The 12,197-nt window shown below is 66.7% G+C and carries 9 protein-coding genes; 6 read left to right on the plus strand and 3 right to left on the minus strand.

What is annotated here, in order from left to right; translation table 11 throughout:
• The first annotated feature begins 6 nt into the window (after positions 1-6).
• From AC1KAR_RS02855 to AC1KAR_RS02875, 5 genes are all read left to right on the plus strand, one after another.
• Positions 7-2,535 carry a PAS domain S-box protein gene (locus tag AC1KAR_RS02855; protein WP_480314440.1) on the plus strand — a complete coding sequence of 843 codons (2,529 nt, stop codon included), beginning with the start codon at positions 7-9 and terminating at the stop codon, positions 2,533-2,535.
• Positions 2,536-2,545: 10 nt separating this feature from the next.
• Positions 2,546-3,169, plus strand: a complete 624-nt coding sequence (locus AC1KAR_RS02860; RefSeq protein WP_480314441.1) for a response regulator transcription factor — start codon at positions 2,546-2,548, stop codon at positions 3,167-3,169.
• A gap of 62 nt (positions 3,170-3,231) precedes the next feature.
• A complete protein-coding gene (gene folD, locus AC1KAR_RS02865) occupies positions 3,232-4,086 on the plus strand; it encodes a bifunctional methylenetetrahydrofolate dehydrogenase/methenyltetrahydrofolate cyclohydrolase FolD (RefSeq protein WP_480314442.1) in 855 nt (284 codons plus the stop codon).
• A gap of 13 nt (positions 4,087-4,099) precedes the next feature.
• Positions 4,100-6,118, plus strand: coding sequence for a M3 family metallopeptidase (locus tag AC1KAR_RS02870; RefSeq protein ID WP_480314443.1), 2,019 nt, complete (start codon positions 4,100-4,102; stop codon positions 6,116-6,118).
• Between the two features lie 50 nt (positions 6,119-6,168).
• Positions 6,169-6,798, plus strand: coding sequence for a glutaredoxin family protein (locus AC1KAR_RS02875; protein WP_480314444.1), 630 nt, complete (start codon positions 6,169-6,171; stop codon positions 6,796-6,798).
• A 53-nt stretch (positions 6,799-6,851) separates the two neighbouring features.
• On the opposite strand, the gene AC1KAR_RS02880 is transcribed toward AC1KAR_RS02875, so the two are convergent.
• Positions 6,852-7,289: an Lrp/AsnC family transcriptional regulator gene (locus tag AC1KAR_RS02880; RefSeq protein WP_480314445.1), complete on the minus strand. Its 438-nt coding sequence runs from the start codon at positions 7,287-7,289 to the stop codon at positions 6,852-6,854.
• A gap of 129 nt (positions 7,290-7,418) precedes the next feature.
• Here AC1KAR_RS02880 and AC1KAR_RS02885 point away from each other — a divergent pair, with 129 nt between their 5' ends.
• Positions 7,419-9,599: a hypothetical protein gene (locus tag AC1KAR_RS02885; protein ID WP_480314446.1), complete on the plus strand. Its 2,181-nt coding sequence runs from the start codon at positions 7,419-7,421 to the stop codon at positions 9,597-9,599.
• 46 nt (positions 9,600-9,645) lie between these two features.
• Here the strand turns inward: AC1KAR_RS02885 and AC1KAR_RS02890 are convergent, their stop codons facing one another.
• Together AC1KAR_RS02890 and AC1KAR_RS02895 are read right to left on the minus strand one after the other, a co-directional pair.
• The gene (locus tag AC1KAR_RS02890) at positions 9,646-11,094 is read right to left on the minus strand and encodes a DNA recombination protein RmuC (RefSeq protein ID WP_480314447.1); all 1,449 of its coding nucleotides are present in this window, start codon (positions 11,092-11,094) and stop codon (positions 9,646-9,648) included.
• A gap of 12 nt (positions 11,095-11,106) precedes the next feature.
• Positions 11,107-12,108, minus strand: a complete 1,002-nt coding sequence (locus tag AC1KAR_RS02895) for a 2-hydroxyacid dehydrogenase (protein ID WP_480314448.1) — start codon at positions 12,106-12,108, stop codon at positions 11,107-11,109.
• Between the last annotated feature and the right edge of the window lie 89 nt (positions 12,109-12,197).

Below are 12,197 nucleotides of genomic sequence, written 5' to 3' on the forward strand. Positions count from 1 at the left end.
CGCGCCATGCCTTCGTCACCCGCGCCTGCCTCCCGAAAACCCATCTCCACCTGGGTCCGCCGACTGTTCGGCGGGTGGTGGCGCCGCCAGTCGCCTTCACGCCAGGACCGCTACGCGACGCTCGGCCCGCTGGTGTCGGTGCTGCTGTTTCTCGCCGCGATCATTGCGGCCTTCTGGTATCTGCGAAACGAGGAGTTCGAACGCGAGCAGGAGTCCGTACGACGCGATACCGAGATCGCGCAGCAGCAGATCCGCCTGCGCCTGATCGAGAACCAGGAGCAGCTCGTGCGAATCGCGCGCGAGATCGTCACCCGCACCATCGACCAGGACGAGTTCCTCGGCCAGGCCGCCAGCTTCACGCGCGAGCGGCCCGAGGTGACCAACCTCATCTGGGTCACCGGCAACGGCACGCGCCGGGCCAGCTACTCCACGCTGATGGCGCAGACCGAACTCGGCATGCCGGTGGCCGAGATCGGCCGCTCGCTGCCCGAGCAGGCCAACAAGGAAGCGCACGACGCATTCAAGGCCGCACGCGAACTGCGGCTGCCGGTGTACTCGCGGACCTTCGCCGACTCCTACGGCAACACGGTGTTCCAGGTGCATGTGCCGCTGCTGGATCGCAGCGCGTTTTCGGGCTCGCTGATCGCGGAGTACTCGATCGACTCGCTGGTGCGCTACTTCATCCCGACCGAAGTTTCGCGCCGCCACACCATGACCCTGCTCGACGCGCAGGACCGCGTCGTCGCGAGCACCATGCCCGTGACGCCCGGGCAGGCCGCCAAGCCCGCGTCCATCCTGTACGACGTGCCGCTCGCACCCGCCAGCAATGGCCTGGTGCTGCGCGGCCAGGGCCACCGCACCTCCATCGGCCTGATCAGCAACACCCTGTTCTGGATGGTGGCCGCGCTGAGCGTGCTCACCGTGTGGATGCTTCTCGGCACCTGGCGCCACATGCGCCGGCGCCTGCAAATGCAGAACACGCTGGTGTCGGAGACGAACTTCCGGCGCGCGATGGAGAACTCCATGCTCACCGGCATGCGCGCCATGGACATCGAAGGCCGCATCACCTATGTCAACCCGGCGTTCTGCGCGATGACCGGGTTCAGCGAGTCCGAACTCATCGGCCGCACGTCGCCCTTCCCGCACTGGCCGCCTGATCGCTACGAAGAGAACATGCGCCTGTTGCAGCAAGAGCTCCAGGGCCGCAGCCCCGCCGGCGGCATCGAAGTGAAGGCCATGCGCAAGGACGGCACCCTGTTCGACGCGCGCATGTACGTCTCGCCGCTGATCGACCCAAAGGGCATGCAGACCGGCTGGATGACGTCGATGACCAACATCACCGAGGCCAAGCGCGTGCGCGACCAGCTCTCGGCGTCGCACGAGCGCTTCACCACGGTGCTCGAAGGGCTCGACGCGGCGGTGTCCGTGCTGTCGGTGCAGCAGGGTGAACTGCTGTTCGCCAACCGCTCCTACCGGCTCTGGTTCGGCGCCGATGCGCGCGGCCACGGCCTGCTGGCCGGCGGCGAGGCAGGCCTGCCGCTGATCGCCGACCTGGGCGACTCCGTGGACAGCTTCGGCGGCATCCCCACGCAGGAGCTCACCAGCGCCGGCTCCGACCCACGCGAGGTGTTCGCCGAGCCGCTGCAGAAGTGGTTCGACGTCCGCGCGCGCTACCTGCAATGGACCGATGGCCGGCTCGCGCAAATGCTCATCGCAACCGACGTGACCTCGCGCCGTCAGGCCGAGTTGCAGGCGCAGCAGCAGGCCGAAAAGGCGCAGGTGACGAGCCGCCTCGTGACCATGGGCGAGATGGCGTCATCGGTGGCGCACGAGCTGAACCAGCCGCTCACCGCCATCACCAACTACTGCAACGGCATGGTGTCGCGGGTGAAGAGCGACGCCATCGCCAAGGATGACCTGGTCGCAGCGCTCGAAAAAACGGCCAAGCAGGCCGAGCGCGCGGGCCAGATCATTCGCCGCATCCGCGCCTTCGTGAAGCGCAGCGAGCCGCAGCGCCAGGCGTCGGAGGCGCGCAACATCGTCGAAGACGCCGTCGAACTGGCCGGCATCGAACTGCGCCGCCGCAACGTGTCCATCCATGTGTACGTGGCGCAGCGCCTGCCCACGCTGATGTGCGACCCGATCCTGATCGAACAGGTGGTGCTCAACCTGCTGAAGAACGCCGCCGAGGCCATCGACATGGCCGGCCTGCCCCCGGCGAGACGCAACATCGAGCTGCGCGTGGTGCCCAAGCACACGCCCGAAGAAGGCGGCGTGATCGAGTTCGGCGTCACCGACACCGGGCCGGGTTTGAAAGAGGAAGTCATCTCGCGGCTCTACGAAGCCTTCTTCTCGACCAAGGCCGAAGGCCTGGGCATCGGGCTGTCCTTGTGCCGCTCGATCATCGAGAGCCACCGGGGCCGGATCAGAGCGCAGAACTTATACAATGGCGACCTCGCTGTCGGCTGCCGTTTTACCTTTACGCTGCCGGTCGAAACCGCCAAATCCACAGGCCTTGAACCGGCCATGACATGAGACAGCACCCATGAGCTTGATTCCGAAAAAAGGCACCGTGTACGTTGTCGACGATGACGAAGCCGTGCGAGATTCGCTGCAATGGCTGCTGGAGGGCAAGGATTACCGCGTGAAGTGCTTCGACTCCTCCGAGTCGTTTCTCTCGCGCTTCGACCCGCGTGAAGTCGCCTGCCTGATCGCCGACATCCGCATGGACGGCATGAGCGGCCTGGAGCTCCAAGACCGCCTGCTCGAGCGCAAATCGCCGCTGCCCGTGGTTTTCATCACAGGTCATGGCGATGTGCCGATGGCCGTGAGCACCATGAAGAAGGGCGCGATGGATTTCATCGAGAAGCCCTTCAAGGAAGAAGAACTGCTCAGCCTCGTGGAGCGCATGCTCGACCAGGCCCGCAGCGCCTTCTCGCACCATCAAGAGGCAGCCAGCCGCGACGCCCTGCTGTCGCGCCTGACCACCCGCGAGTCGCAAGTGCTCGAGCGCATCGTCGCCGGCCGGCTCAACAAGCAGATCGCCGACGACCTGGGCATCAGCATCAAGACGGTCGAGGCGCACCGCGCCAACATCATGGAAAAGTTGAACGCCAACACCGTGGCCGACCTGCTGAAGATTGCACTCGGCGCCCAGTCCAAGGCCTGACGCACCGCAAACCCCGAAGGGCCGCTCGCAGCGGCCCTTTTTAGTTTCAAAGGACCATTCCCATGACTGCACAACTCATCGACGGCAATGCACTCGCCAAGAAGATCCGCGCCGAAGTGGCCGAACGCGCCGCTGCACTCACCGCCAAAGGCCACCAGCCCGGCCTGGCCGTGGTGCTGGTCGGTGACGACCCGGCCAGCCAGGTCTACGTGAGCCACAAGGTCAAGGACTGCGAAGGCAGCGGCGTGCATTCGGTGCTCGACCGCTACCCCGCCGACATGCCGGAAGCCGCGCTGCTCAAGCGCATTGCCGAACTGAATGCCGACACGAGCATTCACGGCATCCTGGTGCAGATGCCCGTGCCCAAGCACATCGACCCGCAGAAGGTCATCGCCGCCATCGCGCCCGAGAAAGACGTAGACGGCTTCTCGATCCTCAGCGCCGGCGCCCTGGCCAGCGGCCTGCCCGGCTTCAAGTCTTGCACGCCGTATGGCTGCATGAAGCTGATCGAAACCACCGGCATCGACCTGCGAGGAAAGCACGCCGTCGTGATCGGGCGCAGCAACACCGTCGGCAAGCCGATGGCGCAATTGCTCTTGCAAGCCAATGCCACCGTCACCATCTGCCACAGTGCGACCGCCGACCTCGGGCACCACACGCGTCAGGCCGACGTCGTGGTGGCCGCCGTGGGCCGCCGCAATACCTTGACGGCGGACATGGTGAAACCCGGTGCCGTCATCATCGACGTGGGCATGAACCGCAATGACGAAGGCAAGCTGTGTGGCGACGTGGACTTCGCCGGCGTCTCGCAGGTCGCCGGCCACATCACCCCCGTACCGGGTGGCGTGGGCCCGATGACCCGCGCCATGCTGCTCGCCAACACCATCGAAGCTGCGGAACGCGTCGCCGCCAACTGATTCATATTCATCCATGAGCAACCCTCTCCTCGCGTTCGACGGACTGCCCCATTTCGCCGAGATCCGGCCCGAGCATGTGGGGCCAGCGATCAAGCAACTGCTCGCCGAAGCCGACGCGGCGCTGGAGAAGGCCACCGGGGCCGATGTACCCGCCGACTACGACGCCATGTCGGCCGTGCTCGACGTGGCCACCGATCGCCTGCGCAGCGCCTGGGGCGCGGTCTCGCACCTGACCCAGGTGGCCGACACGCCCGAGCTGCGCGCGGCCTACAACGAGAGCCTGCCGGCTGTCACCGAGTTCTACACGCGCCTTGGTGCCGACGAGCGGCTCTACGCGAAGTACAAGGCCATCCACAACAGCCCGGCCCACGCCCAGTTGAATCCGGCGCGCCGCCAGGCGCTGTCGAACGCCATGCGCGACTTCGTGCTCTCGGGCGCTGAGCTGCAAGGTGCCGCGCGCGAACGCTACGCGCAGATCCAGGAGCGTCTGGCTGCGCTCTCGCAATCCTTCTCCGAGCACGTGCTCGACGCCACCGATGGCTACGCGCTGTACGTGAGCGAAGACGAGCTGTCGGGCGTGCCGGCCGACGCCAAGCAGGCCGCCCGTGAGGCTGCCGAAGCGCAGGGCAAGGAAGGCTACAAGCTGACGCTGCACTTCCCGAGCTACTTCCCGGTGATGCAGTACGGCGAGAACCGTGCACTGCGCGAGAAGCTCTACACCGCCTATGCCACCCGCGCAAGCGAGCTCGGCCCGGCCGAGCAGGACAACGGCGCCGTGATGCGCGAGTTGCTGGCGCTGCGTCAGGAAGAGGCCCGGCTCCTCGGGTACGCCAACTACGCCGAGGTCTCGCTGGTGCCGAAGATGGCCGACTCGCCCCGGCAGGTGAACGAGTTCCTGCGCGACCTCGCCCAACGCGCCCGCCCCTTCGCCTTGAAGGATCTGGCCGAGCTGCGCGAGTTCGCCCGCGCCGAACTCGGCCTCGCGGAACTGCAGTCGTGGGACCTCAGCTACGCCGGCGAGAAGCTCAAGGAGGCACGCTACGCCTTCAGCGACCAGGAGGTGAAGACGTATTTCACCGAGCCCAAGGTGCTCTCCGGCCTGTTCGGCATCATCGAAACGCTGTTTGAAGTCAGCATCCGGCCCGACACGGCCGAGGTGTGGCACCCCAGCGTGCGCTTCTTCCGCATCGAGCGGGCAGGCCAACTCGTCGGCCAGTTCTATCTCGACCCCTACGCCCGCCCCGGCAAGCGCCCCGGCGCCTGGATGGACGACGTGCGCGGCCGCTGGGCCCGCCCGGAAGGCACGATGCAAACGCCCGTTGCGCACCTGGTGTGCAACTTCACGCCGCCCGCGGGCGGCAAGCCGGCGCTGCTCACGCACGACGAAGTAACCACGCTGTTCCACGAGTTCGGCCACGGCCTGCACCACATGCTCACGCAGGTGGATGAAGTGGGCGTTGCCGGTATCTCCGGCGTGGAGTGGGACGCCGTCGAGCTGCCCAGCCAGTTCATGGAGAACTTCTGCTGGGAATGGGAGGTGCTCAAGCACCTGACGGCGCACGTGGACACCGGCGAGCCGCTGCCCCGTGCCCTGTACGACAAGATGCTCGCGGCCAAGAACTTCCAGAGCGGTCTGCAGACGCTGCGCCAGATCGAGTTCTCGCTGTTCGACATGCGCCTGCACGGCGAACCGGGTACCGAAGACCGCATCCAGGCCATCGTGGACGAAGTGCGCTCCGAAGTCGCGGTGTTCCCGCCGCCCGCGTTCAATCGCTTCCAGCACTCGTTCTCGCACATCTTCGCGGGCGGCTATTCGGCCGGCTACTACAGCTACAAGTGGGCCGAGGTGCTGAGCGCCGACGCCTGGGGGGCCTTCGAGGAGACCGGCGCGCTGGACCGCGGCACCGGCCGGCGCTACCGCGAAGCCATCCTCGAGGCCGGCGGCAGCCGCCCGGCGATGGAAAGTTTCAAGGCATTTCGCGGCAGAGAGCCACGAATTGACGCACTTTTGCGGCACCAGGGGATGGCCTGATGCATAGAATTTCCGGCGCGCGCAGTATCGAGCGCACACGGAGCATCCGCATGACCTCACGTAAGCAAGCAGTCTTCACCTTGGCCACTTCGGTTGCCGCAGCCGCGCTCTTCACGGCCACGCCGGCCTTGGCGCTGTACAAGGTGGTCGGCCCGGACGGCAAGGTCACCTACACCGATCAGCCGCAGGTCGCCCCCGAGAACAAGGTCCAGACGATGGGCACCCGGGGTGGCGTCGCCAACGATGTCTCGCTGCCCTACGAGCTGCGCCAGGTGGCCCAGCGCTACCCGGTCACGCTGTACGTCGCAAGCGAATGCGGCCCCTGCGACTCCGGCCGCCAGTTTCTGCGCCAGCGCGGCATTCCCTTCGCCGAGAGGCTCGTCACCACCGCAGACGACAGCAAGGCGCTGGAGCAACTCACCGGCGGCAACAACCTGCCGGCCATGACCATCGGCGGCCAGGTGGTGCGCGGGTGGCAACGTGAGCAATGGGCGTCGTACCTCGACGCGGCCGGCTACCCGAAGGAGTCGCGCCTGCCGGCCAACTTCCCACAGGGCAAGGCCGAGCCACTGACTGAAGCCAAACAGGCCACGCCACAGCCGGCGCCTGCAACTCGCCCGACTCCCGCCCCGGCCGCCGAGCCTGCACCGGCACCGCCGCCCTCGGGCATCCGCTTCTGACGCACCCGGAGGGCGGCTGAGGCGCTAGCGCTTTGGCCCACGCCCCGCCGCGCTCATACCATCCCCGACAGCTCGATCTCGCGCAACACCAGGCGCGTGTAGGTATCGCTCACGCCTGGGTGTTTGCGCAGCGCCTCGGTCACCTGCATCAGTTCATTGCTGTTCTCGCAGGCCACGCGGATCGCATAGTCGAACGACCCCGTCATCAGCGCAGCCTCCATCACCTGAGGCATGTGCCGCAGCGCGTTCTCGAATTCGAGCGCTGAAGTCTGCGCACTCAACTTGATCTCGATCTGGGCTTCCAGACTGCGGCCCATCGCCTGTGGGTCGAGCACGGCTCGGATGTGCCGGATGGTGCCGCTCTCTTGGAGGCGGCGGAACCGCTCGGCCACCGCGTTGGCGCTCAGGTGCACGGCTTCGCCGAGCTCGCGGAAACTCAGGCGGCCATCCCTCGTGAGGTGTCTGAGTATTTCGTTGTCAATTCTGTCCATGGCAGCGTTTAGCTCCGCTCAGTTACGCCATTTGACCTGATAACCGCATTTCCGGAATCAGCAATCTCCATAAAGTTTGAAGCATTCCTTCACAACGACCCGGATGCGCGCTGGCCCGCAGCACGCCGTATGAGCTCCAGACGACGCCCTCCCTCCGAATCGACTCGCATCAGCCGCCGTACCCTGCTCGGCTGGGGTGGCAGCAGCGCACTTCTGACCGCCTGCGGCGGCGGCGGTGGCGACGGGGACGGTGGTTCGCCATCGCTGCCTGACCCACCCGAGCCGACGCTCCCTGCCGCCCAGCGCCTGCTGGCCCTCCAAGCCGTGGCCGCCGAGTACCAGCGCCTGTGTGACGGCGCCATCAGCGCCTCCAGCGAGACCGTAGCGGCGTTCATGCGCACCCGGCCGGAATACCGGCGCGTCACCGTGATGCCCGACGGTTGCGTGTGCGGTGAGTTCACTGATGGCCAGTTGCACGTTGTCGGCAACAACCAGCGCAGCGGCCAGCCCCAGGCGCGCACCACCGCAAGAGCCTATGCAGAATCGCCGGCACGACGCCGCGAGGCCCTGCGCAGCGCCGACTCCGGAGACACCCGTGCCACCGCAGTGGGCGATGCCGCACTGACGGGTGTGCCGTCATCCGCAGCCGGCGTCTCGACCAGCAGCTTCGGTGGCTACGCCAGAACCGACGGATCCGATGGCGACATCGACCGCTACACGAGCCTGTTGACGGCCGCAGGTCTCGATCTGTTGCCCGACTGGTCGCCCACCGTCGAGAACCTCAAGTACTTGCCCGAGTTGGGCTTCTTCAATTGGATCACGCACGGCGGCATGCTGCGGGCCGACGGGGGCATCACCCACGCCCTGATGACGGACACCCTGGCCGACATCGAAGGCATCGTCGCGCACCTGCTGGACCTGCAGGCAGGCAACCTCGTCTACTACACCGCGCAGTACACGTTCAATCGCGGCAAATGGTGGATCGACACCTACCTCGCCATCACGCCGGCCTTCATCCAGCGCTACGCATGGCGCTTCAGTGCCAACAGCATCGTGCTCATCCATGCGTGCGCGAGTGATTTCGTGGGGTTTCGCGACGCGTTTCGCGGTGCAGGGGCCGGCGTCTATGGCGGATGGTCGAAGCCGGTATTTGTTTACGCGGCCGTCGACGCCATGCACTGGATGCTCGACAAATTCGTGGCCAGCAACCTGGCCGTTCCCACACCGTCACCGCGCAATCGTCCGCACGACTACGAAGTCATCAAGCGCACCGGCGACGAAGCAGGCTACCTGACCTATGACGACCCGAGCGAAGGCGGCGCGGTGGAATTCCGCTTCACGCGCGTGAACGACACCCCCGGCGGTCTGCTGCCGAGCATGGTGCGCATGGCCGTCAACGAAACCCTGGGCCAGCTCGTGCTGCACGGCAGCTTCGGCCAAGTACAGGGCAAGGTCGTTGTCGGCACCTCGCTCGCGACCGAACCGAACGGGCTCCACAATTTCTTGCCATGGCGCCCGGCCGAAACGCTGACCGAACTGACAGTGATGCAATGGGCCTCCGACGAAGTGATCGTCGAGCTTCCTCGCACCGGCGCCGGGTCAGCCGGCCATGTAGCCGTTCAGGTCGGCAGGCGCTTCAGCAACGCGCGCGCCCTGACCCGCTGGAACGGCGAGATGCTCGTGCGTTCGCAAGGGCCTGGCAACCTGCTGTTGACGCACACGCTGCAGTACAGCGCGCGCTGCGACATCGGCCTGTGGCGAGACGAGCCCGACGGCCCGCTCCAAGACGCGCCAGCGGCCTGGACCGCCACACCCGACGAAGCCCCGTCGAGCTGGACGTGGGCCGCTTCCGGGCAGCATTCCCACACCGAGCCGGGCCCGGTGACGACCACGGTGAGCTGGAGCGGCACACAGCGCTTCGACTTGCCCGCAACGCCCGGCTCCACGCCGACGCAGTACTACAGCGTGTTCGGCGTCGTCGATCGCACGCTGGGCCAGTTCAGGTTTGCGATCTCGGGGGGCGCTTTGGGCGCGATGCCTGCCACCCTGGTGATCACGACGCCGGACAGCAGCACGCGGCTCGACAACCTCGTCAACATCGGCCTTCCCCTCGCTCTCTCGCCCACCACCTACCCACCGGGCATCGCATGCGCGCTGGCCGCAGACTATTCCGTGGCGGGCGGCGCCCTCGACGTGTCGGAGCCCACTTTGCTGCCCCTGGCTGACCCGGCGCTCAACCGCCTGAATCACCGCATCGACTGGGATGAGATGAGCGCGGAGTACCCACCGCAACGCTTCGGCGGCGATTGAGCTTCGCCGTGAGAACGGCGATCAAAGAGGGGCACCGAAACGACGATCAGGGGTCGAGCAGGTCGCCTGAGCTGACTTGCCCGCCGTCGGCAGGCAGCGGCAGCACGAGCTTGGCCTTGGCTTCTGGCAGCGCCTCGACGGAGCGCAGCTCCCGCGCCATCACCCGCGCACGCGTCTCGGCCTGAGAGATGTTGTTGCTGGCCTCGTCGAGCTTCTTCTTGGTCTTGGCGAGCACCTCGCCAAACTTGCCGAACTCGGTCTTCACCGCACCCAGCACCTCCCACACCTCCACCGAGCGCTTTTCCAGCGCCAGGGTGCGAAACCCCATCTGCAGGCTGTTGAGGGTGGCCAGCAGGGTGGTCGGGCCGGCCAGCATCACGCGGTACTCGCGCTGCATCGACTCCATCAGGCCCGGGCGACGCAAGGCTTCGGCGTACAGCCCTTCGGTGGGCACGAACAGAATGCCGAAGTCGGTGGTGTGCGGCGGGGCGACGTACTTGTCGCGGATGTTCTTCGCCTCCAGGCGCAGCCTCCCCTCGATCGCCTTGGCGGCCGCCTCGGCGGCTGGCGCGTCGGCCAGCGCCTGCGCGTCGAGCAAGCGCTCGTAGTCTTCGCGCGGGAACTTGGCGTCGATCGGCAGCCACAGCGGCACGCCGTCGGCGCGCTGGCCCGGCAATCGGATGGCGAACTCGACTCGCGCGCCGCTGGCCGGCACCGTCTCCACATTGGTCCCATATTGCTCGGGCGTGAAGACCTGCTCCAGCAGCCCGGCGAGTTGCACCTCGCCAAAGATGCCGCGCGTCTTGACGTTGGTGAGCACGCGGTTGAGCGAGCCCACGTCGCGCGCCAGGCCCTGCATTTCACCCAAGCCCTTGTGCACCTGCTCCAGGCGATCGGCCACCTGCTTGAAACTTTCGCCGAGCCGCTGCTCGAGCGTGGCGTGCAGCTTCTCATCGACCGTGGCGCGCATCTGTTCGAGCTTTTGCTCGTTGCCCTGCTGCAGGGCGGTGAGGCGCTGCTCCACCGTGCCACGCACTTCGGTCAGCCGGCGCTCGTTGCCCTCGGACAGCGCCCGCAGTTGCTCGCTGAGCGTGTCGCCGAATCGCTTCAGGCTCATGTCCTGCGCATCGCGCGAGGCGGCCGATTGCGCCACCTGCGAACTCGCCGCCTGCTGCAGGGCATCGTTCACCGACTGCTGCATGGTTGCGAGCTGCACGCGGAAGCTGTCGATCTGCTCGTTCTGAAGCCGCGCGACGCCGGCCTGCGCGCTGGTGAGCGTCTGCTGCAGGTGGGCCAGCGTACTGGCCACCTCCTGGCGCGTGCCCTGCGCGCTGCGGCCAAGCTCGTCGCGCAGTTCGCGCTCCAGGCGTTCGGTGCCCGATCTCAGCTCGCTCCTGAGCGATTCATCGACCGGCGCGCGCCGCAACGCAATCCACAACAACAGCAACAGATTGACCGCGGCCAGCGCCGCCATGACCCACCAGAGTGTCTCCATCTGGGGATTGTCTCAGCCGGCCGGGCGCATCACTTCGGGGTTGAGCGGCGTGGGCGGGCGGCCTGCATGGGGGCCGGCGCCCAGTGCAGCGATCAGGTTGTCAGCGGCCAGATCGGCCATCGCCCGGCGCGTGGCAATGGTCGAGCTGGCGATGTGCGGAGTGAGCACCACGTTGGGCACCTTGAGCAGTTCAGGGTTCAGTGCGGGCTCGCCCTCGAACACATCCAGGCCCGCGGCGGCAATCTGCCCGGCGGCGAGGGCCTTGGCCAGCGCGGCGTCGTCAACCACGCCACCGCGAGCGATGTTGGTCAGCGTCGCGGTCGGTTTCATCGTCGCCAGCTCGGTCGCGCCAATGGCATGGTGCGATGCGGGCGAGTACGGCACCACGATCATCAGGTGATCGGCGTTCTGGAGCAGGTACTCCTTGCTCACGTAGCGGGCCTGGCATTGCTGCTCCACCGCCGGATCGAGCTTGCTGCGGTTGTGATAGATCACCTGCATGCCAAAGCCGAGCGCACCGCGCCGAGCGATCGCCTGGCCGATGCGGCCCATGCCCAGGATGCCCAGGGTCGCACCATGGACGTCGCTGCCGGCGAACATGTCGATCGCCCACTTCGTCCACTCGCCGCGGCGCAGGTAGTGCTCGGACTCCGTGACGCGGCGCGCCGCGGCCATCATCAATGCGAAGCCGAAGTCGGCCGTGGTCTCGGTGAGTACGTCAGGGGTGTTGGTGCACAACACACCACGCGCAGTCGCGGCGGCCACGTCGAGGTTGTTGAAGCCCACGGCGATGTTGCACACGGCACGCAGATCGGTGCAGGCCGCCAATACGCCCTCGTCGATGCGCTCGCTGCCCGTGGTGAGCACGCCCTGTTTGCCCTGCAGCCGGGCGATGAGTTCGTCACGGGGATAGATGTCGTCGGTGGCGTTCACTTCGACCTCGAAGTGTTCACGCAAGCGCGTCACCACCTCGGGCTGGATGGCGCGTGCCACCAAAACTGCGGGTCGATTCATGGCAAGAACCTCACGTTGTTGGCTACTGGCGCAGCGCCCTCGATCGCATGTGAATCGGCATGGCCCGGCGCCGTGCCGCAGAAGTGCAT

The organism is Piscinibacter sp. PDB1-1, assembly GCF_056675995.1.